Here is a 23,682-nt window from a genome sequence, read left to right as displayed (position 1 = left end):
CCGCCAGAGAAAAGCGAAAGGCACGAGGTGACGGACTCCATGGCCGACATTGAGCGCGTCGGAGTGGTGGGCTGCGGCCAGATGGGCGCGGGCATCGCGGAGGTGTGTGCCCGCAGCGGCCTCGAGGTGAAGGTCGCCGAGACCACCGGCGAGGCGCTGGAGATCGGCCGCACCCGGCTCTACAACTCGCTGTCCAAGGCCGCCGAACGCGGCAAGATCAGCGACGAGGAGCGCGACGCGACGCTGGCGCGCCTCAGCTTCACCACCGACCTGGGCGAGTTCGCCGACCGTGACCTCGTCATCGAGGCCGTCGTGGAGAACGAGCAGGTCAAGACCGAGATCTTCCAGGTGCTCGACCAGGTGGTCACCCGGCAGGACGCCATCCTCGCCTCCAACACCTCCTCGATCCCCCTCGTGAAGCTCGCCGTGGCGACCTCGCGCCCCGACCAGGTCATCGGCATCCACTTCTTCAACCCGGCCCCGGTGCAGAAGCTCGTCGAGCTGATCCCGGCCCTCACCACCTCCGAGGGCACGATCAGCCGCGCGCAGGTCTTCGCCGAGAAGGTGCTGGGCAAGCACGCCATCCGCGCCCAGGACCGGTCCGGCTTCGTGGTCAACGCCCTGCTGGTCCCGTACCTGCTCTCCGCGATCCGTATGTTCGAGTCGGGCATCGCGAGCCGTGAGGACATCGACAACGGCATGGAGTTCGGCTGCGCCCACCCGATGGGCCCGCTGAAGCTCGCGGACCTGATCGGCCTGGACACGATCGCCTCGATCGCCGACTCGATGTACACCGAGTACAAGGAGCCGCTGTACGCCGCTCCCCCGCTGCTCCAGCGGATGGTCGACGCCGGCCGGCTCGGCCGCAAGACCGGCTCGGGCTTCTACCCGTACGCCTGAGCCCCCCGCCGTCCGAACGGCCCGTACACCCGCACAGGTACGGGCCGTTCGGCGTTCTCCCCGCGGCTCAGCCGAGCCGCAGATGGTGCAGCATCAGCAGACCGGCGGCCATGTTGGCCGCCGGGATCACACCCCCGGCGATCATGTCGGGGATCAGCTTGAGCGGTATCCACTCCCGCCGCGAGGACTCGAAGTCGTCCTCGGGCGGGCCGATGTAGGTGGCCTCCTCCGCCCAGTACAGGTGATGCCGGGCGTCGGTGAGGCCGTTGGAGGGCTCGACGGTGAGCAGATGCCGTAAGGGCCCCGGGCGCCAGCCCGTCTCCTCCTCCATCTCGCGGGCCGCGGCCGTCTCCAGGTCCTCGCCGTCCTCCACGACACCGGCGGCCAGCTCCCAGCCCCAGCTGTCGGTGATGAAGCGGTGCCGCCAGAGCATGAGGACTTCGTTGGCCTCGTTGACGACCGTCGCGACGGCGACCGGGCGGAGCCGGATCAGATAGTGGTCGAGATGGCGGCCGTCCGGGAGTTCGACGTCCGCGAGGTTCACCCGGAACCAGCGGTTCTCATATACGGGCTGTTCGCTTACTTTCGTCCACTGCACGTTTCTGCCACCTTCCGATTGGTCGGTGGCAATATGGCAGCAGTTTGGGGCTCACAGGGGAACGCGCAGCGCCCCGTCGATGAGCTCGGCAGCCTCGCGCGCGTCACCGCAGTCGCTCGCCAGGAGGTGTTCCCGTACGAGCCGCAGCCGGTCGCGCAGGCGTTGCGACTCCATGCCGCGCGCCCGCTCCGTCATCTCCACGGCCGTCCGCGCCGCCTCGTCGGCCTCCCCCTGCCGCAGCTCGATCTGGCACAGCATCGCCAGCCGGTGCACCCTGCCCCTGTCGTGCGCCGGCGTGTCCACGGCCGCCCGGGCGTGCTCCCGTGCCGCCGGGAGATCCCCCAGACTCAGCAGCGCCTCTGCCACCTGCACATTGACGAGGCCCGGCTGCACATAGCCGGTCTCGGCCGGTTCGTGTCCGGGGCTGATCCGCTCCGCCTCCGCCTCCGCCCGCCGGATGCAGGCCAGGGCCGCCGTCCCGTCGCCGAGGTGGGCGTACGCCTTCGCCTGCATCGCGGAGAGATCCGCGGCGAGCGCGGGGGTGATCTGCCGCCCGGCCGCCCGCAGCGCCGCCTCGGCGAAGGCGACCGCCTGCCGGTACTGCCCCATGAACAGCGACTGGTTGACGAGCAGAGCGATCACATAGGCGCCCAGGCCCCGGTCGCCGCTCGCCTTCGCGAGGCGCAGCGCCTGATGGAAGTACCGCTGGGCCAGTCCGTGCGCGTCGGAGTCGTACGCGCAGATCCCGGCCACCGCCACCAGACCGCCCGTGGCGCGGTGCAACTGCCGGCCGAGGTCGTCGCTGTACGCGCCCCGCAGCAGCGGCGCGGTCTCGGCGTTGAGGAAGCCCACGACCCGTGCGCGGGTCGCGATGCCACCGGCCTTGCGGTACATCTGCTCGTAGTGCGCCCGGGCCGCGCGGAGCATCGTGATGTCGGCCATCGACACCCGGGTCCGGCCGTCGCGGGACACGTCGGAGTCCTCCGGCGGGTTCTCCCACTCCCAGACCGGCATCACGGCGGGGGTGCCGGTGACGGCCTGCGCGGCGAGGACGTGCGGCCGCTGCTGTTCGTCGGAGCGCCACAGGGCGGTGGCCCGCTCGACGAACCCCGAGAGCGGCGAGCCGTGCGCGCCGATGTCGTCACCCGCCACGCCCAGGCCGATGTCGTCGAGGGTGACCGGCCGGCGCAGCCGCGCGGCCAGCACCTCGCAGATCAGGTCGGGGACCTGCCCCCTCGGCCGCTGGCCCTTCAACCAGCGGGCGACGGCCGTGTGTTCGTAGCGCAGGGTCAGACCCCGGGGGCGGCCCGCCCGGTTCACCTGGGCGGCCAGGCCGGCGTGCGAGAAGCCCGCCTCGTCGAGCAGGGCGTCAAGCAGGGTGTTGGGCTGCTGCACGGGCCCCTCCGGGGTCGCTCGCTCCGTGGGCGCCACCAGCGTAGCCGCGGGTGGATTCGCACGGGGTGTGAATGAAGTGCCCGCACTCGCGGCCCGCGCGCTCTGCCGCGGTCTCCCGCGGGCCGGTTGACTGAGCGCCTCGCCGCAAGGCGACCGGGCCGCCCGCTCCCCCTCAACAGTACGGCGGCCCTCGCCGCCCGCCCTGCCGACCTGCCCGGCACTCCATGGCAGGGCGGGCGGCACGACCGTCCCACCCTCACTCACCGGTGAGGGGAGGGTGCCGGTCGGGTACGGCGCAGCCCGGGTTCGGCGGGCTGCGCCGGAACCCGCACCCGGTCGTTGCGGACGACCAACAGGGCGACGTCGTCGGCGAGTCGGCCACGGGTGTGGCGCAGGAGCGCGGTGTGCACCTGGCGGACGAGCGCGGCGGGTGAGACGGGTGGCACGTCACGGGCGGCCTCGGCGAGGACCGATTCGAGCGCGAAGAAGCGGCCCGCCCGGTCGCGGGCGTCCTCTGCGCCGTCGGTGTGCAGGAAGAGGACCTCCCCCGGCAGGAGCCGGGCGCAGGCGTACGGGGAGAGGTCGGCCGGGAGCGGGAAGGCGCCGAGCGGCGGCAAGGGGTCGCCGACCGGGACGCTCTCCACCCGGTGGCGGCCGATCCGGTACGGGCCGGGGTGCCCGCAGTCGAGCGCGTACACCTCCCCGTCCGGACGGATCTCCAGGAGCAGGACGGTGACGAACTCCTCGGCCGCGGGGTGTTCCGGTTCGCGTCCGTCGCAGACCGCCGGATGCTCGTCCCGGGCCCGGTCCCGCAGATGCCTGGCGAGTGCCCGGTCCAGGCGCCGCAGGACGCCGTCGAGTGCCGGTTCGTCGTGGGCGGCCTCGCGGAAGCTGCCGAGCACGGCGACGACGGCACCGAGAGCGGCGAGACCGTGGCCGCGGACGTCGCCGATGACGATCCGTACGCCATGGGGCGTGGCCACCGCCTCGTACAGGTCGCCGCCGACGGCCGCGCCCCGGGAGGCGGAGAGCTGGCCGGCGGCGACGGACAGACCGTCGAGCCGGGGCGGCGGCGGGCGCAGCAGCACGCGCTGGGTGGCGTGCGCGATGGCCCGCATCCGCTTCAGCTCGCGCGAGAGGCCGTGGCGGATGCCGAGGATCAGCCCGGTGCCGACGGTGAAGAACACCACGCTGGTCGCGATGCGCATGGGCAGGCCCGGCTGCTGGGCCAGGGGACAGCCGAGTTTCCAGGTCACGGCGACGGCACCCCAGAGGGTGGGAAGGGCGAGGGGAGCCAGCCGGCGCAGCCGGGACTCGTCGGAGAGCAACGTCCTGGTACGGATCATGCACGGCCCTTCCTGAGGCCCTGCAGCGCCCGAAGGCCCTGCGGCTCACAGGCCCGCCCCTGTGGCCGCGTCGATTCTCCCGACCGCGCCCGGCGCGGGGGAACACCGACCGGGCATCTCACCCGAAGGAGTGAGCGCCCCCTCCCCGCCGCCGCAGGCCACCCGTCCGCCACCCGCACAGGCGCGGGACTCCCGCACGGGTGCGCAGGGTCCGTCGGCGGGACGGGAACGCCGAAGGGGGCCGGCCCGGGGTGTCCGGGGCGGCCCCCTTGGGGGGTTTCGCGGTCAGGCGCCGCGCAGGACGGCGCCCGTGCGCTCGGACGCGAGGGACACCGCCGCGTCACGCGCGGCGCTCGCCTCGTCGACCGTGAGGGTGCGGTCCGTGGCACGGAACTTCAGCGCGTACGCCAGGGACTTGCGGCCCTCGCCGAGCTGGTCGCCGGTGTACACGTCGAACAGCCGGATGGACTCGAGGAGTTCACCGGCGCCGTCGCGCAGCGCGGACTCGACCGTGGCGGCCGGGACCGACGCGTCGACGACCAGGGCGACGTCCTGCGTGGCCACCGGGAAGGAGGAGATGGACGGGGCCTTCAGGGGGCCTTCGTTCGCCTGCTCCACCAGGTCCAGGTCCAGCTCCATCGCGCAGGTGCGGTCCGGCAGTCCGAGCGCCTTCACGACGCGCGGGTGCAGCTCACCGCCGTGTCCGACGAGGACCTTCTCGCCGTTCACCACGACATGGAACGCGGCGCAGCGGCCGGGGTGCCAGGGGGCGTGCTGGTCGGCGCTGATGAGCAGCTCGACACCGGCCTCGGCGGCCACCGTGCGCGCCGCCTGGATGGCGTCGGCCCAGTCGGACGGGCGGCCCTTGCCCCACCAGCCGGCCTGCTCGCGGGCGCCGGCGAGGACGACGGCGACCCGGCGCGGCTGCGCGGGCAGCGCGGCGTTGACGCCGGCGATCTCCTCGTCGGTGGGACGGCGGTCGACGGGCAGCCGGACGGCGACGCCCGGCCGCTCGCCCGGCCGGAAGACCAGACCGGTCTCGAAGAGCGCCAGGTCGTGGCTGCCCCGGCCGTCGTTGCGGCGCAGCGCGCCGAGCAGGCCCGGCAGCAGCGTCGTGCGGAGCGCCGGCTCCTCGTCGGAGAGCGGGTTGACCAGCGCGACCGTGCGGCGGCGGGTGTCGTCCGCGTCCAGACCGAGCTGGTCGAAGACCTGCTCGCCGATGAACGGGTAGTTAAGCGCCTCGACGTAGCCGGCGCCGGCCAGCGCGCGGCCGACCCGGCGGTGGGTGCGCTGGCGCTCGGTGAGGCCACGTCCGGCCGGCGGCTTGGGCAGCGTGGAGGGCAGGTTCTCGTACCCCTCCAGCCGGATGACCTCTTCGGCCAGGTCGTTCGGCACGTTGAGGTCGGGCCGCCACGACGGGACGGTGACGACGAGCTCGTCCTGGCCGTAGACGTCGCAGCCGATCTCCTGGAGACGGCGGACGACGGTCTCGCGGCCGTAGTCGACGCCTGCGACCTTGTCCGGGTGGTTCGCCGGCATGACGACCGTGCGGGGCGCGGACGGCGCGATGACCTCGGTGACACCGGCCTCGGCGGTGCCGCCCGCGAGGAGCACGAGCAGGTCGACGGTCCGCTGCGCGGCGGCCGCCGCGGCCTGCGGGTCGACGCCGCGCTCGAAGCGCTTGGACGCCTCGGAGGACAGCTTGTGCCGACGGGCGGTGCGGGCGATCGAGATCGGGTCGAAGTGCGCGGCCTCGATGACGACCTCGGTGCTGCCGCCGTCGGTGTCGGTGTGGTCGGCGATCTCGGTGTTGGCGCCGCCCATGACGCCCGCGATGCCGATCGGGCCGCGGTCGTCGGTGATCACCAGGTCGGCGGCGTCCAGGACGCGGACGGTGCCGTCGAGGGTGGTGATCTTCTCACCGGCCGCGGCGCGACGGACGCCGATGGCGCCCACGAGCCGGGAGCGGTCGTAGGCGTGCAGCGGCTGCCCCAGCTCCAGCATCACGTAGTTCGTGACGTCGACGGCGAGCGAGATCGGGCGCATCCCGGCCTTCTGGAGGCGGCGGCGCAGCCAGATCGGCGAGCGGGCCTCGGGCTCCAGGCCGACGACCGTACGGGCGGTGAAGCGGTCGCAGCCGATCGGGTCGGCGATCTGGACCGGGTAGCCGTACGAGTTCGGCGCGGGCACGTCCAGGAGCGCCGGGTCGCGCAGCGGCAGGCCGTACGCGATGGCGGTCTCACGGGCGACACCGCGCATCGACAGGCAGTAGCCGCGGTCGGGCGTGACGGCGATGTCGAGGACCTCGTCGTACAGCTCGAGCAGCTTGGTGGCGTCGATGCCGACCTCGTGCTCCGGCGGCAGCACGATGATGCCGTGCGTGCCGTCGTCGCCCATGCCCAGCTCGTCGCCGGAGCAGATCATGCCGCGGGAGACCCGGCCGTACGTCTTGCGCTCGGCGATCCGGAAGTCACCGGGGAGCACGGCGCCGGGCAGCGCCACGACGACCTTGTCGCCCTCGGCGAAGTTCCGGGCGCCACAGATGATCTCCTGGGGCTCGCCGGTGCCGTTGGCCTGGCCGACGTCGACGGTGCAGAAGCGGATGGGCTTCTTGAACTCCGTCAGCTCCTCGATGGTGAGGACCTTGCCGACCACCAGCGGGCCGGTCAGCCCGGCACCGAGCTGCTCGACGGTCTCGACCTCGAGTCCTGCCGAAATGAGCTTGGCCTGGACGTCGCGTCCGGTCTCCGTCGCCGGCAGGTCGACGTACTCCCGCAGCCAAGAAAGCGGGACCCGCATCAGATCTCCATCCCGAACGGCCGGGTGAAACGGACGTCACCCTCGACCATGTCTCGCATGTCATCGACGTTGTGGCGGAACATCAGCATCCGCTCGATGCCGAAGCCGAAGGCGAATCCGCTGTACTTCTCGGGGTCGACACCGCAGGCGACGAGCACCTTGGGGTTGACCATGCCGCAGCCGCCCAGCTCGATCCAGCCCTCGCTGCCGCAGGTGCGGCAGGGCCGGTCCGCGTTGCCGACGGACTCGCCGCGGCAGACGTAGCAGAGCATGTCCATCTCGGCGGACGGCTCGGTGAACGGGAAGAAGTTCGGGCGGAGCCGGGTCTTCATGTCGGCGCCGAAGAGCGCCTGGACCATGTGGTCGAGGGTGCCCTTGAGGTCGGCCATCGTCAGGCCCTCGTCGACGGCGAGGAGCTCGATCTGGTGGAAGACCGGGGTGTGCGTGGCGTCGAGCTCGTCGGTGCGGTAGACGCGGCCGGGGCACACCACGTAGACCGGGGGCTCCCGGTCGATGAGCGTGCGGGCCTGCACCGGGGAGGTGTGCGTCCGCAGCACGACACCGGACTCGTCACCGGTGGTGCCCTCGGGGCCCTGGACGAAGAAGGTGTCCTGCATCTGGCGGGCCGGGTGGTCCGGCACGAAGTTGAGGGCGTCGAAGTTGAACCACTCCGCCTCGACCTCGGGGCCCTCGGCGACCTCGTAGCCCATGGAGACGAAGACGTCGGCGACCCGCTCCATGAGCGTGGTCAGCGGGTGGCGGGCACCGGCCGGGACGCGGTCGTACGGCAGGGTGACGTCCACCGCCTCCTCGACCAGGACGCGGGCGTCACGCTCGGCCTCCAGCTCGGTCTGCCGGGCGGCGAGGGCCTTGGAGACGGCGCCGCGGGCCTGGCCGACGAGCTTGCCCGCCGCGGCCTTGGCCTGCGGCGGCAGCGCGCCGATCTCCCGGTTGGCCAGCGCGAGCGGCGAGGTGCCACCGGTGTGCGCGACCTTCGCGTGCGCGAGCGCGTCGAGGTCACCCGCGGCGGCGAAGGCGGCGAGCGCCTCGTCCCGCATGCGCTCGATCTCTTCCGGTTTCAAGGCCTCGACCTCGACCGGGTCGTACGACTTATTGGGTGCGGACATCTCTTCCCGTGCTTCCGTTCGGCTGGCTGGGCGGCCCCGCTCGACGACAAGGGCGCAAACGTGCCAAAGGTCGAGTCTAACGGGGCGCGGGGACGCGAATGAGCCCGTGGGCGGGCCGGGCGGCTGGTGATCTCGTCAGGCGAGATAGGCCGGGGCGCCGACGGGCAGGATAAATCGGAACTCGGCGCCGCCGCGGGGGCCCCTGCCGACGGTGATGGTGCCGCCGTGGGCCTCGACGATGCCCTTGACGATGTAGAGGCCGAGTCCGGTGCCGCCGCGCTTGCTTCCCCGCCAGAAGCGGGTGAAGACGCGTCCCATCGACTCCTCGGGGATGCCGGGGCCTTCGTCGCTCACGGTGACCGCCGTTCCCTTCTCTCCGTCGGTGGTGGCGCAGGTGGGTGCCACCTCGATGGTGACGGTTCCCTCGCCGTGGCGCACCGCATTTTCCAGCAGGTTGCCGAGGATCTGGTCGACCTTGTCCGGGTCGGCCCACAGATCGGGCAGCCCGGGCCGGACGCGGACGAAGAAGCGGTCAGGGGACTGGCCGCCGGCGGTGTGGGCCTGGATGTGGCGGCCGACGGCGGCGGCGATGTCGACGGGCTGACGGCGCACCTCCAGCCGGCCTGAGTCGATCCGGGAGATGTCGAGGAGCTCGGCGATGAGCCGCGTGATGCGGTTGGCGTCGGCGTCGACGGTCTCCAGCATCAGCCGCTTCTGGTCGTCGGTGAACCGTTCCCACTTGGCGAGCAGCGTCGCGGTGAAGCCCTTGACGGAGGTGAGGGGGGAGCGCAGCTCGTGGGCGACGGTGGCGATGAGTTCGGCGTGGCTGCGTTCCGTACGGCGCCGGGCCTCGGTGCCGCGCAGCGAGACGACGACACGGCGGACGGGCCCGGTGGGGTGTTCGCGGACGTAGCGGGCGGAGACGAGGACCTCGCGGCCGCCGGGCAGCAGCAGATTGCGTTCCGGCTGGCCGCGGCGGGTGGCGAGGCCGCCGTACGGGTCGGTGAGGCTCCACCAGCGCCGGCCCTTGAGGTCCTCCAGGGGCAGGGCCTGCTCCAGCGGGAGGCCGAGGGCCTGCTCGGGGGGCACGGAGGTGATGCGGCCGGCGGCGGCGTTGAAGCACACGACCCGGCCGGCGGCGTCCGCGACGACGATTCCGTCGGGCAGCTCGTCGGGATCGATCCCGGGGCTCCCCGGCGCCGGGGAGGCGGGCTCCCCGGGCTCCGCCGGCTCCTTCGGAGCAGGCGGTTCGGCACTCCGTGCGTGTGTGGGACTGTCCGTGCCGACCGTCATCCCCGTTCCCCACCCCTCCGTGTAGCGCAGTGGGCCCCCGAGCCCGTCACCCTACTAGGTGGAGGTGGCGGAATGGACCCCTCAGGCGGAGGTTCGGGGGCGCTGGGCCCGCGCGGAGGCGTACAGGCACACGGCGGCGGCCGTCGCGAGGTTGAGGCTCTCGGCCTTGCCGTGGATCGGCACGCGGACCACCGCGTCGGCCAGGGCGCGGGTCTCCTCCGGGAGCCCCCATGCCTCGTTGCCGAAGACCCATGCGGTCGGCCCGCCCATGGTGCCGGCGTCCAGTTCGTCGTCGAGGTCGTTCTGTCCGGCCCCGTCGGCCGCCAGGATCCGTACGCCCGCGCTCTTGAGGCCGGCGACGGCCTGCTCGACCGGGACGCCGACGACGACCGGGAGGTGGAAGAGGGAACCGACGGAGGCGCGGACCGACTTGGGGTTGTAGAGGTCGACGGAGGCGTCGGTGAGGACGACGGCGTCGGCACCGGCCGCGTCGGCGCAGCGCAGGACGGTGCCGGCGTTCCCGGGGTCGCGGACGTGGGCGAGGACGGCGACCAGCTTGGGCCGGGCGGCGAGGACCTCCTCGAACGGCGAGTCGAGGAAGCGGCAGACGCCGACGAGACCCTGCGGGGTGACGGTCTGGGAGACCTCGGCGAGGACGGCGTCGGAGGCGTGGTGGACCCGGGCCCCGGCCGACCGGGCGGCGTCGACGATCCCGGCGTACCGCTCGGCCGCCTCGACGGTGGTGAAGAGCTCGACGAGGGTGGGCTCACCTGTTCCGCTGCGGTGCTGGACGGCCTCGCGCACGGCCTGCGGGCCCTCGGCGATGAAGAGGCGGTCCTTGCCCCGGAAGTTGCGCTTGGCGAGCCGCTTGGCGGCGACGACGCGCGGGGAACGCGGGGAGATCAGCTCGGGGGTGCCCATGGGGTCGGCGGCTCTTTTCGGGGATCCGGGCGGGTGAGGGGCAGGCGGCCGTCCGGCGGAGCGGGCCCGGACGGGGCGGGCGCGCTCCGCACACGACCGGACCCGCAGGCCCGAGGGCCTGCGGGTCCGGTGCGGAAGATCTGCGGCCTGAAGATCAGGCAGCGGCCTTCGGCGCGTTGACGTCGGCCGGAAGGGCCTTCTGCGCGACCTCGACGAGCGCGGCGAACGCGTTCGAGTCGTTGACGGCCAGCTCGGCGAGGATCTTGCGGTCCACCTCGATGTTGGCGGCCTTCAGACCCTGGATGAGGCGGTTGTACGTCATGCCGTTCTGGCGGGCAGCGGCGTTGATGCGCTGGATCCACAGCTGACGGAAGTCGCCCTTGCGCTTCTTGCGGTCGTTGTAGTTGTAGACCAGGGAGTGGGTGACCTGCTCCTTGGCCTTGCGGTACAGGCGCGAACGCTGACCGCGGTAGCCGGAGGCCGCCTCGAGGATCGCCCGGCGCTTCTTGTGGGCGTTGACTGCCCGCTTGACGCGTGCCACTTCTTAACTCCTTGTAGCGGGGCCGTGGGGGTACTCACACGACCCGGAAATCGGATGGGTCCCGGACTTGGCCGGATGCCCTCGTCGCCGAGAGCGGGAGATCAAGCTCAGATGCCCAGCATCTTCTTGATCTTGGCCGCGTCGCCCGGGGCCATCTCGGCGTTGCCGGTGAGGCGACGCGTCAGCTTGGACGACTTGTGCTCGAGCAGGTGGCGCTTGCCGGCGCGCTCGCGCAGCACCTTGCCGGAGCCGGTGATCTTGAAGCGCTTCTTGGCACCGGAGTGCGTCTTGTTCTTCGGCATCGCGCCGTATCTCCTCGTCAGTGGCGCTCCCGCCCGGTGCGGACACCGGGCATCCGGGAGCGTCAGATCTTCGTTTGGTGGTCCGGGCGGGCCCGGGGCTGCCTGGGTGGCAGCCCCTCGGATCACGCCTCGGGGTTCTCGGCCTCGGCGACAGCCTCGGTCGAAGTGTCCTCGGCCGGAGCCTCGGCGGTGTCGTCGGACGAGACGCCCTGACGCTCCGCCTTGCGCGCGGCCTGGGCCTCACGCGCCTCGGCCATGGCCTCGGTCTTCTTCTTGTGCGGGCCGAGAACCATGATCATGTTCCGGCCGTCCTGCTTCGGGTTGGACTCGATGAAGCCAAGCTCCTCGACGTCCGACGCCAGCCGTTGCAGCAGCCGGAATCCAAGCTCGGGGCGGGACTGCTCACGACCACGGAACATGATCGTGATCTTGACCTTGTCGCCCTGCTTGAGGAACCGGACGACGTGACCCTTCTTGGTGTCGTAGTCGTGCGGGTCGATCTTCGGCCGGAGCTTCATCTCCTTGATGACCGTGTGCGCCTGGTTCTTGCGCGCCTCACGGGCCTTCATGGCCGACTCGTACTTGAACTTCCCGTAGTCCATGAGCTTGCACACGGGCGGACGGGCGTTCGCCGCCACCTCGACAAGGTCGAGGTCGTACTCCTGTGCGAGCTCCAGGGCCTTGGCAAGCGGAACAATCCCGACCTGCTCGCCGCTGGGTCCGACAAGTCGCACCTCGGGAACGCGAATCCTGTCGTTGATGCGGGGCTCGGCGCTGATGGATCCTCCTCGGTAGCACCACGCGACCGCCTGGCGGACGGACGCGTATGTCTGTGACAGTGAGACCAACCGCGCCGGTACATCAAAAATGCCCCGGACGGGACACAGGCGGGGCTCCACGGAAATACCGGAGCACCGCCGCGGTCAACCGCGGGGCGCACATCGGGTGGCTCCATCGTCCGTACGGAACGATGGGCGCCACCTGACCGGTGACCCGCCGCCCGCGAGGGCGGCCAGGTGGGAGATCGGAGCCTCCACTTGTGGGCCGGGCACACACGTGTCCGGCCGGTCGTTACACAAGGTTAGCACCGACCGCGCCGGTTCGCTAACGGAGGCCCGCACCGCTCCTCGCGCCGTCGCCGCTTATCGTGTGGGGCATGAGCGAAACGCCCCACACCGAGTCCGCGGACTCCCCCGACTTCGACGCCATGACCCGCGACATCGCGGAGGTCCCGGCGGTCGAGGTGATCGTGACGGTCGCCGTCAACCTGATGAGCGCCGCCGCGGTGAAGCTCGGACTCACCGAGGAGGGCGACGAGCACAAGGACCTCGACGAGGCCCGCAAGCTGATCCACGCGCTGGCGGGTCTGCTGGACGCCGGCGCGACGGAGATCAGCTCCTTCCACGCCGCCCCGCTGCGGGACGGCCTGAAGTCCCTGCAGCTGGCCTTCCGTGAGGCATCCTTCGTCCCGGACGAGCCGGGCCAGGGCCCGGGCGAGAAGTACACGGGTCCGGTGTACGGATAAGGCCGCACGGGGGTACGGGAGTACGGGAGTACGGGGGTCGCCCCCCGGGAGACCGCACGTTCCCCCGGCCCCCGCTCATCGCTTGACGTAGAAGGGCTCGCCGGGTGGCGTGGCCGAGGCCGGCAGGAGTGCCAGGTCGAGGCCGCGCACCAGGCGGGCCCTCAGTGTTTCGTCGGCCGCGAGCGAGCGGGCCACCCGCTGGGCCGCCTCGGCGGGCGCCGCGTCTCCGGCCAGGACGAGCGCGAGGGTGCCGTCCGCGCTGCCGGGGCCGAGATGGGCGCGCAGGACCGCGGGCTCGGACGCGACCGCGTTGCGTACCGCCTCCCGTACCGCCGGGTCGTCCAGCGGGTCCGTGCTCGTGCGGCCCTCGGCGAGGGCCAGCAGGGCGGGGCCGCTCAGCTGGTACGGGACGGGGCCGGCCAGGTCGAGGACGACGGTGTCGGCCTTCTCGTGCGCGGCGGCCTGGAGCGCCTGGTGCAGGGGGACGGCGACGGGCCGGGCCGCCGGGTCCCAGAGCGCGAGCGAGGCGATCGAGGTGAACGCGGGGAGCGCCCGCCGGTCGCCCGCGGTCAGCGTGGGCACGGCCATGTCGCTGGTCTTCTCGCGGCGCAGACCCGTCTCGGGGTCCTCCTCGACCTCGCCGAGGACGGCGACGACGGGGACGAGCAGGCGCGCGTCCCGCAGGGCCGCCAGGACCGGGCCGTGGGCGGTTCTGTCCTCCGCCCAGGCCGCGAGGGCCGCGGCGAGCCGCGGGTCGGCGGTGCCGTCGTCGTCGGAGAAACCGGGGTCAGGGATGTTCTTGAGCGCCACGCCCCGAGCCTAACCGCCGCTCCGGGGCCGCCCGCCCGGCGGGTGGCCCGCGGGCTGCGGACGGCCCGCGGAAGTCACCGAGGCGGGCGTGGCCGGGTGGCGCGGCCGCCGCGCCAGAGGACCACCGCCACGGCGAGCAGCACCGCCCCCAGGCCGCCGGCGACGGGGGCCAGCACACCGACCGGTTCGCTGTCCTCGGGGGCGGCCTGCGGTCCGGGGCCGAAGTACCGGCCGGTGTAGCCGGAGGAGGCGCTCTTGGGGTCGGCGCCCTTGAGCCGGTGCCCGGCCTCGATCGCGGCGGCCGGGTCGACGGTGCCGTACCCCTTGGCGTCGCTGCGGCCGTTCTTGGGCCGGTTGCGGGCGGTGTCGATCAGGAGCCGCTTGACCTGGGCGGGGGTCAGGTCGGGGTGGGCGGCGCGGACCAGGGCGACGGCCCCGGAGACGAAGGCGGCGGCGGCGCTGGTGCCCCAGCCCTCGTAGTAGCGGCGGTCGGGGTCGGCGATGACGATGTCGACGCCGGGGGCGCTGACGGTGGCGTACCAGCGGCGGGTGGAGAAGGAGGCCCGCGTGCCGTAGCGGTCGACGGCGGTGACGGCGACGACGCCGGGATAGGCGGCGGGGTACGAGATGTGGTCGCCCTTCTCGCCGCCGTTGCCGGCCGAGGCGACGACGGAGACGCCCTTCGCGAGGGCGTACTGGACGGCGGCGTCCTCGCCGGCGTCGGGGTGGGCGGACTTGGAGTCGTCGCCGAGGGAGAGGTTGATGACGTCGGCGCCGTGGTCGGTGGCCCAGCGGATGCCCTCGGCGAGGGCGGTGCCCCGGGTCTTGCGGGCCTTGTCCCGGGCCTTGTCGGTGCCTTCGAGGATGACGCGGACGGGCAGGATCTTGACCTTGGGCGCCACACCGAGGACGCCGTCCTGGCGGCCGGGGCCGTGGCCGTGGCCGGCGATGATGCCGGCCATGGCGGTGCCGTGCCGGGCCCAGGCGCGCTCGCCCCGTTCGGCGCCGAAGCCGACGAGGTCCTTGCCGGTGAGGACGGATCCCGCGAGGTCGGGGTGGTCGGCGTCGACCCCGGTGTCGAGGACGGCGACGGTGATGCCCTCTCCCTCGGTGGTGCGCCATGCCTGCGTGGTGTGCAGGGCTTCGAGGCCCCATTGGCGGGCGCGGATGGTGTCGGCGTACGCGGGGGTGGTGAGGGCCGGGAGGACCGCGAAGGAGGCGGCGAGGAGGGCCGCGAGCGCACGGGGGCGGGTCACACGTCACCGTCCTTCGCGGCCGCGGTGACGGCTGTGCGCAGCCCGCGTTCGATGCGGTCGGCGACGCCCTTCGCCTCGTGGCCGAGACCGGCCTGCGCCGGGGCACTGGTCTGGCCTGCGGCCATGGCGCGTGCGGCGGGCTCGGGGCGGTCGACGGGGCGGCCGTCGGCGAATCCGGCGACGGAGGTGACGACGACGGGGAGGTCGGTGAGGGGGCGCGTGAACCAGCTGGCGCGCTGCGCGGCGCCGAAGCGGGCGGCCACGGTGCCGGGGGCGGCGAGCGCCGGGGGGACGTCGGTGGCGATCCGGGCGGCTCCTTCGCCGGCCAGGGAGCGGGTGGCCTCGGGGTCGGCCTGGGTGAAGACGAGGCCGACGGTGACGACGCTGCTGGCCGTGGCGTCGGTGTACGTGGCCCGCAGGACGCGGGCGCAGCCGACGGTCCGCACGGCGGTGAGGAGGCTCTTCTGGAGGACGGCGGCGGAGCAGGGGGCGTCGGGGGCGACGACGATCCGGGTCCAGGTGCGGTCGGCCGCGCCGGGGCCGGTGCCCGGGCCGGCGAGGGTGCGGGGAAAGAGGGTGTCGACGGGCACGTCGTGCCAGAGGGTCCCGGCCTCCTCGTACCCCGGAGGCTGGGCCGGTTCGCCGGCGTCCGTGGCGGCGAGTACGGCTCCGGCGACGGCCCCGCCGATGAGGCCGAGCCCCAGGACGAGGCAGGCTCCGGCCGCGACGAGACGCCCGGTGCGGCGCTCGCGGACGGGGCGCAGCCGGGTGGTGGTCTCGGCGGGGGTCTCGGGCGGGACGGTGTAGGGCCGGTACGCGCCGTGGTCCGCCGGAGGACGTGCCGGCGGGAGGGGCCCCGGTGCCGCAGCGGGGCGGGGTGTTGCGGGGCGCGGTGCCGGGGGGCGCGGTGCCGGGGGGCGCGCGGGCTCGGTGCCGCGGATGGGTCGCAGGCGGGTGGTCGTCTCGACCGCGGGCACGTCGGAGCCGTGCGGGGGCCGGACGTTCGCCGTGCGGGGCGCGGGCGCGGCAGGGGCGGCCGGGGCCGGGGTGGCGACCGGCATGCGGGGCGCGGGCGCGGCAGGCGTGCGGGGCGCGGGCGCGGCCGGCGTGCGGGGCGCCTCGGGCGGACTCGGGGGGACGCCGTGCGGGGGCCGGGCGTGGGGGGCCTGGGCAGGCGGGGACGCGGGAGGCCGGGGCGGTGCCACGCTCGGGCGGGCAGCGGTCTTTCCGCCCGGCCGGCCGGCCGGCGGAGGCGGTGCGGCGGGCTTGGTGTCCCGGCCGGGTGCGGCCGCTGTCGGACGGTCCTGGCCGCCCTCCGGCGAGGCGTCCGAGGGCGCGGGGGCGCTCGCGGCGCGGGGGCCGGCGGGGGCGGCGGCCTCGCTCCTCGGTGCCGGGGGCGGGAGCAGCGCGTCGGTGATGCGGGACGTGGGGTGGTGCGCGTCGGTGCTCATCCCCGTCCCCCTGGTCGTCCCGACCGGTTGTTCCGTCGTGCCGCCGGTCCCGGCAATGCCCGCCACTCTACGGGCTGTTCCCCGTGGCGCGGGAACTCAGGGGCTACCCACCCGTAAACCCGTCTGGCAAGCTCGGGCCATGACTCCCCGCGCCGCCGACCGGGCCCGGTACGACCGGGCCACCGCCCATCTCGACGCGCCCGTGGCAATCGTCGATCTGGAGGCGTTCGACGCCAACGCCGACGATCTCGTGCGCCGCGCGGGCGGCAAGCCGATCCGGGTGGCGAGCAAGTCCGTGCGGTGCCGTGCGCTCCTGGAGCGGGTGCTGGCGCGCGAGGGCTTCGCGGGGATCATGTCGTTCACGCTCGACGAGTCGCTGTGGCTGGCCCGGGCCGGGTTCGAGGACGTCCTGCTGGCCTACCCGTCCGCCGACCGTACGGCCTTCGGCGAGCTGGCGAACGACCCGAAGCTCGCCGCCGCCGTGACCGTCATGGTCGACGACCCTGCGCAGCTGGACCTGATCGACGGGGCCCGCGCCGGCGGCGCCGAGGAGATCCGGGTCTGTCTGGAGCTGGACACCTCGCTGCGGCTGCTCGGCGGTCGGGTACGGATCGGCGCCCTGCGTTCGCCGCTGCGCGAGCCCGCCCAGCTTGCCGAGGTGGCCCGCTCGGTGGCCCGCAGGCCGGGCTTCCGGCTCGTCGGGATCATGGCGTACGAGGGGCATGTCGCCGGTGTGGGAGACGCGGTGGCCGGGCGGCCGCTGCGGTCCCGGGCGATCCGGCTGATGCAGTCGGCGGCGCGCAAGGAGCTGGAGACCCGGCGCGCGGCGGTGGTCCGTGCCGTACGGGCGGTGGCGCCGGACCTGGAGTTCGTCAACGGCGGCGGCACGGGCAGCGTGCAGCACACGGCGGCCGAGGAGGCGGTGACCGAGATCGCGGCCGGTTCGGGTCTCTACGTGCCGCGTCTCTTCGACAACTACACGTCCTTCACCGGTCGCCCCGCCGCCCTCTTCGCCCAGCCCGTCGTGCGGCGGCCGGGGGTCGGTGTGGTGACCGTGCTCGGTGGCGGCTATCCCGCGTCCGGTGCGGCGGGCGTGGACCGGCTGCCCGTTCCCTACCTCCCGGAAGGGCTGCGGTACGACCCGCAGGAGGGTCCGGGCGAGGTGCAGACGCCGTTGCTCGGGTCGCCCGCCGACGATCTGCTCATCGGGGACAAGGTGTGGTTCCGGCACGCGAAGGCCGGGGAGCTGTGCGAGCGGTTCGACAGCCTCCGGCTGATCGAGGGCGACCGGATCACGGCGACCGTCCCGACGTACCGGGGTGAGGGCCGCACCTTCCTGTGACCGCCGGTCAGGAACCGGGGCCCGGGGTGAGCGAGCTGCCCACTCCCCCGCCCGTCGCGCTGCCGATGGGGAGGATGCCCTTCGTGATCTCGTCCATCGCGGTGAGCGGCGGGCCCGCGGGGCCGGCGTCGAAGGCGAAGCGCACGACGACCGGCGACTCGCTGCCGGTGGGGGACGGGAAGGCGAGCGACTGGACGTAGGCGCCGGGGCCCTTGGCGGTGGTGACCTGCCACCGGACCAGATAGCCGGTGCGGCCGGCGACGACGGTGGGGCGGGCGGCGATCTCCTTGTGGGAGAGGATGCCGCCGTACAGCTGGGTTCCGAGGACGTCGTCCTCGTAGAAGGCGTCGGCGGCCCGGGCGATGTCCTCCTTGGCGAGGGCCTCGGGCGAGGTGGCGTCCGTGCTCGATGCCGTGCGGGACTCCACCGTGCCGTGCCGGCAGTCCTGGTTGGTGGCGCCGGGGCAGGGATATTCGCCGACGGTCGTGACCGTCGGCACGCCGCCCGAGCGGTACGTCGGCCTCTCCCAGCCCTGGATGACCGGGAGCGTGATGCCGTTGAGCTGGTCGACGACCTTCGTGGGGTCCTCGGCGGGCGGGCTGCCGGTGGTGGCGGACGACGTCGGCGCCGAGGTGCTGGTGGTCGCGGCGGCCGGACCGGCCGTGTCCGTGCCGTCCTCCTCGTCCCCGCCGCCGACGACCAGGACACCGGCGACGATCGCCGCGACGACGGCCACCGCGCCCGCGCCGATCACGACGGCCCGGCTCCGCCCGCCGGTGGCGGGAGCGGCGAAGGCCGTGGTGGCGGGAGGAGCGGCGAAGGCAGTGGTGGGCGCCGTCACCGGCCGGGTGTGCGCGGTCCAGTTCGTACCGTCCCACCAGCGTTCGACGGTGGGGGTGGCCGGGTCCGGGTACCAGCCGGCCGGGGTCGTCATGCTCATTCCGCAAGCCTAGAGGGCGGGTTCAGGAGCCGGACACGGAGTCCCACTGGTCGGGCACGACGCTGCCGTCGGCCCGCCGGACGGGCTGCCGCGTGCCGTCGGCGGCGGTGTACCCCGTCGTGGCGCAGGGGTACGGGCTCGGCTTCCGCTGCTTCGGCTCGACGAACATGGGGTTCACGATCCACCGGCCGTCGCTGTTGTCGTACGCCCGGCACATCAGCTCGTTCTTGTTGCGGTTGAGGACCAGGCGCAGACCGGTCGCGTCGCGCAGGAAGGAGATGTCGGTGTCGGAGTCGCCGGCCGCGAACACCTGCCGCTGGGAGGCGGGTCGGACGCGCTCGGCGTCGGGCCCGCGCACGCCGAAGACCTCCTGGTTGATCCAGCAGCGCTTGCCGTCGATGTACGTGATCATCGTGTCCTCGCCGTCCCGGACACCGCCGCAGCCCCTCAGCCGGGCGGTGAGCCGGCCGTGTTCGGTGGTGTTGCGGATGCCGAGGGTGTGCGAGGGCGCGATGCCGACGCCCCGGGCCCAGACGTCGACGACCGGTTCGGGCGAGGCCGAGACGATCCAGACGTCGAAGCCGACCTGCCGGAGGGTACGGAGCAGGTCGCGCTGTTGCTCGTAGTACCGGACCCAGGCGGTGACCTCCCTGGTGCCGACCCGCTGGGTGGCGCCGACGGGCGCGGCGAGGTTCTCGGTGCGGGCGGCCGCTGCGAAGGACTCGACCTGGCGCGTGGTCCAGCCGCGCAGGAGCTGGGCGAGCCAGGCGTACTGCGGTTCCATGCGGCGGTGGTCGAAGCCCGTGAACGCCTCGCCGCCGGTGGTGGTGGCGCCCTCCGCGTACACGGAGAGGATCTCGTCGGCGCAGCGGGTGTCGGTGGCCGTGGGCAGGGTACGGACGCCGGTGGGGCAGGCGGCGCGCAGGGCGGCGGCCGCGTGCGGGGTCAGATGACGGCTGGTGGTGCTCCAGTCGTCGTTCTCGGGCGGGCGTATGCCGTTGTTGCGCAGGAGCCAGAAGAAGGTGGCGTCGCCGACGTCGTTCTTGATGACGGTGTTGTCCCAGTCGAAGACGGCGACGGGCCGGTCGGCGCCCCGGTCGCCGCAGTGGGCGTCGATGAGCCGCTGCAGTCGGGCGCGGTTGTCGCCGTACCAGCCCTCGGAGATCCTCAACGTGGGGCACTTCTCTGGCTTCGCCTGGGCGGGAGAAGCGGTGACCAGGCCGGCGAGGGCGAGGACCGCGGCGGCGGTGGCCGCGATCCGGCGGAGTCGGGGGTTCATGGGCGCGCTCCTGACGGGGAAGGTCCGGACGTTCGGATGCGCGACAGCCGGGCGCCTTGCGACGCCCGGCTGCCGGGTGGGGGGTGAGGCGGAGTCCTAGGCCGTGTCCGGAAAGTCCCGCCTGGCACGCGACGCCTGGCACGCCCTCCCCCGTAGCCCTTCGGGCACGGGAGGTGCCCCCACGCCGCGTTGTCGGATCGCCCCAGTACGCCCAGTACGAGGGCAGCCCTCCGCCTTGCGATCGCACGCACCAGACGCCGCGGGCCCTGCCCTGCGGGCAGACGGCGCTACTTTCCGGACACGGCCTAGAGCGGGGTCACGTACGCGCCCGCGATGCCGCCGTCGACCAGGAAGTCGGTGGCGTTGATGAAGGAGGAGTCGTCGCTGGCGAGGAACGCCACGGCGGCGGCGATCTCGTCGGCCTCGGCGAACCGGCCGACCGGAATGTGCACGAGCCGGCGCGCGGCCCGCTCCGGGTCCTTGGCGAACAGCTCCCGCAGGAGCGGGGTGTTCACGGGGCCCGGGCAGAGCGCGTTGACGCGGATGCCCTCGCGGGCGAACTGGACGCCGAGCTCGCGGGACATGGCGAGCACGCCGCCCTTGGAGGCGGTGTAGGAGATCTGGCTGGTGGCCGCGCCCATGACGGCCACGAAGGAGGCGGTGTTGATGATGGAGCCGCGGCCCTGTCGCCGCATGTAGGGCAGGGCGGCCTTGCAGCACAGGTAGACCGAGGTGAGGTTGACGTCCTGGACGCGCTTCCACGCCTCCAGGCCCGTGGTGAGGATGGAGTCGTCGTCGGGCGGGGAGATGCCCGCGTTGTTGAAGGCGATGTCGACGGAACCGTAGGTGTCGAAGGCGACCTTGAAGAGGTTCTCGACCTCCTCCGGGTCCGTGACGTCCACCTTCACGAAGGTCCCGCCGACCTCCTCGGCGGCGGCCTTGCCCGCGGTCTCGTCGATGTCGCCGCAGACGACGTTCGCGCCCTCGGAGGCGAGGCGACGGGCGGTGGCGAGGCCGATGCCGCTGCCGGCCCCGGTGATGACGGCGGTGCGGCCGACCAGACGGCGGCAGACGATCTCTTCGGTGCTCATGCGGTTCAGGCCTCCGTGCTTTCCGTGCTGATGAAGACGTTCTTGGTCTCGGTGAAGGCGGTGAGTGCGTCGGGGCCGAGCTCCCGGCCGAGGCCGGACTGCTGGTAGCCGCCGAACGGGGTCCAGTAGCGGACGCTGGAGTGCGAGTTGACGGAGAGATTGCCGGCCCGGACGGCGCGCGAGACGCGCAGGGCGCGGCCCACGTCGCGGGTCCAGATGGAGCCGGACAGGCCGTACTCGGTGGCGTTGGCGAGGCGGACGGCGTCGGCCTCGTCCTCGAAGGGCAGGACGACGGCGACGGGTCCGAAGACCTCCTCGACGGCGCAGGGCGCGTCCTCGGCGATGTCGGTGAGGACGGTCGGCGGGAACCAGAAGCCGGGGCCTTCGGGAGCCTTGCCCCGGATGCCGGGGAGGGCGTCGGGGACGTAGGCCCGTACGCGCTCCAGCTGGGCCTTCGAGATCAGCGGGCCCATCTGGGTCGTCTCGGCGGCCGGGTCGCCGACGACGATCTCCTCGATGGCGGGGGTGAGCAGCTCCAGGAAGCGGTCGTACACGGAGCGCTGGACGAGGATGCGGGTGCGGGCGCAGCAGTCCTGGCCGCTGTTGTCGAGGAAGGACATCGGTGCGGCGGCCGCGGCGGCCGCCACGTCCGCGTCGGCGAAGACGATGTTCGGGCTCTTGCCGCCGAGTTCGAGGGTCACCCGCTTCACCTGGTCGGCGCACTTCGCCATGATGCTCTTGCCGACCCGCGTCGAGCCGGTGAAGACGATCTTGGCGATGCCGGGGTGCTCGACGAGCGCGTCGCCCGCGACGGCGCCCTCGCCCGGGAGGACCTGGAACAGGCCCTCGGGGAGTCCGGCCTCCAGGGCGAGTTCGGCGAGCCGGAGGGCGGTGAGCGGGGTGGTCTCGGCGGGCTTGAGGAGGACGGCGTTGCCGGCGGCGAGGGCCGGGGCGGTGGCCCAGGCGGCGATCGGCATGGGGAAGTTCCACGGCGCGATCACGCCGACGACGCCGAGCGGTTCGAGGATGGTGACGTCGAGGCCGCCGGCGACGGGGATCTGGCGGCCGCTCAGCCGCTCCACTCCCCCGGCCGCGTAGTCGAGCAGGTCGCGGACGTTGCCCGCCTCCCAGCGGGCGTTGCCGAGGGTGTGGCCGGCCTCGCGCACTTCGAGGAGGGCGAGCTCCTCGAGGTGGGTGTCGACGACAGTGGCGAAGCGGCGCAGCAGCCGGGCCCGGTCGGCGGGCGCGGCGGCGGCCCAGTGCCGCTGGGCGACGGTGGCCCGTACGACGGCGGCGTCGACGTCGGCCCGCGTGGTGGCGGGGACGGTCGCGACGACCTCTTCGGTCGCCGGGTTGAGTACCTGGAGTTCCTGGAGCAACTCTTTCCTCACATGCGTTCGAAGGAGCGGCGCAGCTCCCAGTCGGTCACCGCGGCGTCGTACGCGTCCAGTTCGACGCGGGCCATGTTGCGGTAGTGGGAGACGACCTCGTCGCCGAAGGCGGCCTTGGCGATTTCGCTGGTCTCCCAGAGCTCGGCGGCCTCGCGCAGGGTGGTGGGGACGTGGGCGTACTCGGCGGTGTAGGCGTTTCCGTCGCAGGCCGGAGGCAGTTCGAGCCGCTGCTCGATGCCGTACAGGCCGGCGGCGACGAGGCCCGCGACGGCGAGGTGGGGGTTGACGTCTCCGCCGGGGAGGCGGTTCTCGAAGCGCATCGAGCGGCCGTGGCCGACGACGCGCAGGGAGCAGGTGCGGTTGTCGACGCCCCAGGCGACGGCGGTGGGGGCGAAGGAGCCGGGCTGGAAGCGCTTGTAGGAGTTGATGTTGGGGGCGTAGAGGAGCGAGAACTCGCGCAGGGCGGCGAGCTGGCCGGCCAGGAAGTGGCGCATGACGTCCGACATGCCGCCGGGTCCGTCGCCGGCCATGACGTTGGTGCCCGGGTCGTCGAGGGACTGGAGCGAGAGGTGGATGTGGCAGGAGTTGCCCTCGCGCTCGTTGTACTTCGCCATGAAGGTGAGCGAGACGCCTTCCTGGGCGGCGATCTCCTTGGCGCCCGTCTTGTAGACGGCGTGCTGGTCGCAGGTGACGAGGGCCTCGTCGTACTTGAAGGCGATCTCGTGCTGGCCGGGGTTGCACTCGCCCTTGGCGGACTCGACCGTCAGCCCGGCGCCGGCCATCTCGTTGCGGATGCGGCGCAGGAGGGGCTCGACGCGGCCGGTGCCGAGGACGGAGTAGTCGACGTTGTACTGGTTGACGGGGGTCAGGCCCCGGTAGTTCGCGTCCCAGGCCTGTTCGTAGGTGTCCTTGAAGACGATGAACTCCAGCTCCGTGCCGACGTGGGCGGTGAAGCCGTGTTCGGCGAGCCGTTCCAGCTGGCGGCGGAGGATCTGGCGGGGCGCGGCGACGACGGGCGAGCCGTCGCTCCAGGCGAGGTCGGCGATGAGCATCGCCGTACCCTCGTTCCAGGGGACGCGGCGCAGGGTGGAGAGGTCGGGGAGCATGGCGAAGTCGCCGTAGCCGCGGTCCCAGGAGGACATCTCGTATCCGTCGACCGTGTTCATCTCGGCGTCGACGGCCAGGAGATAGTTGCAGCCCTCGGTGCCGTGGTCGAGGACGTCGTCGAGGAAGAACGGTGCGGCGAACCGCTTGCCCTGGAGCCGTCCCTGCATGTCGGGGAAGGCCAGGACGACTGTGTCGATCTCACCGCTCGCGACGAGGGCACGGAGCTCCTCGACGGAGAGCGGGGCTTGGCGGTCTGCCACGGGATTAC

General features: G+C 73.1%; 21 protein-coding genes. 3 read left to right on the top strand and 18 right to left on the bottom strand.

The genetic code is table 11. The annotated features are described in order from the left end of the window. The first annotated feature begins 39 nt into the window (after nucleotides 1-39). Nucleotides 40-900 (top strand): 3-hydroxybutyryl-CoA dehydrogenase, encoded by an 861-nt coding sequence (locus tag ACZ4VW_RS31240; RefSeq protein WP_467968283.1) that lies wholly within the window; start codon nucleotides 40-42, stop codon nucleotides 898-900. Between the two features lie 67 nt (nucleotides 901-967). Here ACZ4VW_RS31240 and ACZ4VW_RS31235 read toward each other — a convergent pair whose 3' ends face one another. The 10 genes from ACZ4VW_RS31235 to infC form a co-directional block, all read right to left on the bottom strand. Then, nucleotides 968-1,498: an NUDIX hydrolase gene (locus ACZ4VW_RS31235; RefSeq protein ID WP_467968281.1), complete on the bottom strand. Its 531-nt coding sequence runs from the start codon at nucleotides 1,496-1,498 to the stop codon at nucleotides 968-970. 51 nt (nucleotides 1,499-1,549) lie between these two features. After that, on the bottom strand, nucleotides 1,550-2,893 hold the full coding sequence (locus ACZ4VW_RS31230) for a transcriptional regulator (RefSeq protein WP_467968279.1): 1,344 nt from the start codon (nucleotides 2,891-2,893) through the stop codon (nucleotides 1,550-1,552). Between the two features lie 260 nt (nucleotides 2,894-3,153). Then, nucleotides 3,154-4,239 (bottom strand): PP2C family protein-serine/threonine phosphatase, encoded by a 1,086-nt coding sequence (locus ACZ4VW_RS31225; RefSeq protein ID WP_467968277.1) that lies wholly within the window; start codon nucleotides 4,237-4,239, stop codon nucleotides 3,154-3,156. A 285-nt stretch (nucleotides 4,240-4,524) separates the two neighbouring features. Continuing rightward, entirely contained in the window at nucleotides 4,525-7,038 is a 2,514-nt protein-coding gene (pheT, locus tag ACZ4VW_RS31220) for a phenylalanine--tRNA ligase subunit beta (RefSeq protein ID WP_467968275.1), read from the bottom strand. Beyond that, complete coding sequence (gene pheS / locus ACZ4VW_RS31215; RefSeq protein ID WP_467968274.1) at nucleotides 7,038-8,165, bottom strand: phenylalanine--tRNA ligase subunit alpha; 1,128 nt, start codon at nucleotides 8,163-8,165, stop codon at nucleotides 7,038-7,040. Before pheS ends, pheT begins: the two co-directional genes overlap by 1 nt. 135 nt (nucleotides 8,166-8,300) lie before the next feature. Next, entirely contained in the window at nucleotides 8,301-9,458 is a 1,158-nt protein-coding gene (locus tag ACZ4VW_RS31210) for a sensor histidine kinase (protein WP_467968272.1), read from the bottom strand. Nucleotides 9,459-9,539: 81 nt separating this feature from the next. Continuing rightward, a complete protein-coding gene (locus ACZ4VW_RS31205; RefSeq protein WP_467968270.1) occupies nucleotides 9,540-10,379 on the bottom strand; it encodes a TrmH family RNA methyltransferase in 840 nt (279 codons plus the stop codon). Between the two features lie 154 nt (nucleotides 10,380-10,533). Then, the gene (rplT, locus tag ACZ4VW_RS31200) at nucleotides 10,534-10,920 is read right to left on the bottom strand and encodes a 50S ribosomal protein L20 (protein ID WP_043227974.1); all 387 of its coding nucleotides are present in this window, start codon (nucleotides 10,918-10,920) and stop codon (nucleotides 10,534-10,536) included. Between the two features lie 107 nt (nucleotides 10,921-11,027). Continuing rightward, complete coding sequence (gene rpmI / locus ACZ4VW_RS31195) at nucleotides 11,028-11,222, bottom strand: 50S ribosomal protein L35 (RefSeq protein ID WP_019884943.1); 195 nt, start codon at nucleotides 11,220-11,222, stop codon at nucleotides 11,028-11,030. Nucleotides 11,223-11,344: 122 nt separating this feature from the next. Beyond that, nucleotides 11,345-12,061, bottom strand: a complete 717-nt coding sequence (gene infC, locus ACZ4VW_RS31190; RefSeq protein WP_467968333.1) for a translation initiation factor IF-3 — start codon at nucleotides 12,059-12,061, stop codon at nucleotides 11,345-11,347. Between the two features lie 317 nt (nucleotides 12,062-12,378). Here infC and ACZ4VW_RS31185 point away from each other — a divergent pair, with 317 nt between their 5' ends. Continuing rightward, nucleotides 12,379-12,747, top strand: coding sequence for a DUF1844 domain-containing protein (locus tag ACZ4VW_RS31185; RefSeq protein ID WP_158985620.1), 369 nt, complete (start codon nucleotides 12,379-12,381; stop codon nucleotides 12,745-12,747). A gap of 75 nt (nucleotides 12,748-12,822) precedes the next feature. Here the strand turns inward: ACZ4VW_RS31185 and ACZ4VW_RS31180 are convergent, their stop codons facing one another. From ACZ4VW_RS31180 to ACZ4VW_RS31170, 3 genes are all read right to left on the bottom strand, one after another. Beyond that, nucleotides 12,823-13,557: an SseB family protein gene (locus ACZ4VW_RS31180; protein WP_467968268.1), complete on the bottom strand. Its 735-nt coding sequence runs from the start codon at nucleotides 13,555-13,557 to the stop codon at nucleotides 12,823-12,825. A gap of 74 nt (nucleotides 13,558-13,631) precedes the next feature. Continuing rightward, complete coding sequence (gene mycP, locus ACZ4VW_RS31175; protein ID WP_467968266.1) at nucleotides 13,632-14,813, bottom strand: type VII secretion-associated serine protease mycosin; 1,182 nt, start codon at nucleotides 14,811-14,813, stop codon at nucleotides 13,632-13,634. After that, nucleotides 14,810-16,264, bottom strand: coding sequence for a hypothetical protein (locus ACZ4VW_RS31170; RefSeq protein ID WP_467968264.1), 1,455 nt, complete (start codon nucleotides 16,262-16,264; stop codon nucleotides 14,810-14,812). The genes mycP and ACZ4VW_RS31170 overlap by 4 nt, the downstream gene beginning before the upstream one ends. 139 nt (nucleotides 16,265-16,403) lie before the next feature. On the opposite strand from ACZ4VW_RS31170, the gene ACZ4VW_RS31165 reads away from it, so the two are divergent. Next, complete coding sequence (locus tag ACZ4VW_RS31165) at nucleotides 16,404-17,606, top strand: amino acid deaminase/aldolase (RefSeq protein WP_467968262.1); 1,203 nt, start codon at nucleotides 16,404-16,406, stop codon at nucleotides 17,604-17,606. A gap of 7 nt (nucleotides 17,607-17,613) precedes the next feature. On the opposite strand, the gene ACZ4VW_RS31160 is transcribed toward ACZ4VW_RS31165, so the two are convergent. From ACZ4VW_RS31160 to ACZ4VW_RS31140, 5 genes are all read right to left on the bottom strand, one after another. Continuing rightward, the gene (locus tag ACZ4VW_RS31160) at nucleotides 17,614-18,546 is read right to left on the bottom strand and encodes a DUF2510 domain-containing protein (RefSeq protein WP_467968260.1); all 933 of its coding nucleotides are present in this window, start codon (nucleotides 18,544-18,546) and stop codon (nucleotides 17,614-17,616) included. Nucleotides 18,547-18,568: 22 nt separating this feature from the next. Further along, entirely contained in the window at nucleotides 18,569-19,825 is a 1,257-nt protein-coding gene (locus ACZ4VW_RS31155; protein WP_467968258.1) for a haloacid dehalogenase-like hydrolase, read from the bottom strand. Nucleotides 19,826-20,130: 305 nt separating this feature from the next. Beyond that, entirely contained in the window at nucleotides 20,131-20,916 is a 786-nt protein-coding gene (locus ACZ4VW_RS31150; RefSeq protein ID WP_467968256.1) for a 3-oxoacyl-ACP reductase, read from the bottom strand. A 5-nt stretch (nucleotides 20,917-20,921) separates the two neighbouring features. Next, on the bottom strand, nucleotides 20,922-22,295 hold the full coding sequence (locus ACZ4VW_RS31145; protein WP_467968254.1) for an aldehyde dehydrogenase family protein: 1,374 nt from the start codon (nucleotides 22,293-22,295) through the stop codon (nucleotides 20,922-20,924). Nucleotides 22,296-22,303: 8 nt separating this feature from the next. Beyond that, nucleotides 22,304-23,674 (bottom strand): glutamine synthetase family protein, encoded by a 1,371-nt coding sequence (locus tag ACZ4VW_RS31140; RefSeq protein ID WP_467968252.1) that lies wholly within the window; start codon nucleotides 23,672-23,674, stop codon nucleotides 22,304-22,306. Nucleotides 23,675-23,682 lie beyond the last annotated feature (8 nt).

This window comes from Streptomyces sp. NPDC029139, assembly GCF_055564335.1.
Note: the sequence above shows the minus strand (reverse complement) of the source record. Positions and strands in the feature narration are given on the sequence as shown.

Bases quoted from the DNA above. Each gene is read 5' to 3' on its own strand.
- ACZ4VW_RS31160 (WP_467968260.1), bottom strand. From the start codon at position 18,546: ATGAGCATGACGACCCCGGCCGGCTGGTACCCGGACCCGGCCACCCCC.
- ACZ4VW_RS31155 (WP_467968258.1), bottom strand. From the start codon at position 19,825: ATGAACCCCCGACTCCGCCGGATCGCGGCCACCGCCGCCGCGGTCCTC.
- ACZ4VW_RS31185 (WP_158985620.1), top strand. From the start codon at position 12,379: ATGAGCGAAACGCCCCACACCGAGTCCGCGGACTCCCCCGACTTCGAC.
- rpmI (WP_019884943.1), bottom strand. From the start codon at position 11,222: ATGCCGAAGAACAAGACGCACTCCGGTGCCAAGAAGCGCTTCAAGATC.
- ACZ4VW_RS31240 (WP_467968283.1), top strand. From the start codon at position 40: ATGGCCGACATTGAGCGCGTCGGAGTGGTGGGCTGCGGCCAGATGGGC.
- ACZ4VW_RS31165 (WP_467968262.1), top strand. From the start codon at position 16,404: ATGACTCCCCGCGCCGCCGACCGGGCCCGGTACGACCGGGCCACCGCC.
- ACZ4VW_RS31205 (WP_467968270.1), bottom strand. From the start codon at position 10,379: ATGGGCACCCCCGAGCTGATCTCCCCGCGTTCCCCGCGCGTCGTCGCC.
- ACZ4VW_RS31150 (WP_467968256.1), bottom strand. From the start codon at position 20,916: ATGAGCACCGAAGAGATCGTCTGCCGCCGTCTGGTCGGCCGCACCGCC.
- pheS (WP_467968274.1), bottom strand. From the start codon at position 8,165: ATGTCCGCACCCAATAAGTCGTACGACCCGGTCGAGGTCGAGGCCTTG.
- ACZ4VW_RS31225 (WP_467968277.1), bottom strand. From the start codon at position 4,239: ATGATCCGTACCAGGACGTTGCTCTCCGACGAGTCCCGGCTGCGCCGG.
- ACZ4VW_RS31170 (WP_467968264.1), bottom strand. From the start codon at position 16,264: ATGAGCACCGACGCGCACCACCCCACGTCCCGCATCACCGACGCGCTG.
- ACZ4VW_RS31210 (WP_467968272.1), bottom strand. From the start codon at position 9,458: ATGACGGTCGGCACGGACAGTCCCACACACGCACGGAGTGCCGAACCG.
- pheT (WP_467968275.1), bottom strand. From the start codon at position 7,038: ATGCGGGTCCCGCTTTCTTGGCTGCGGGAGTACGTCGACCTGCCGGCG.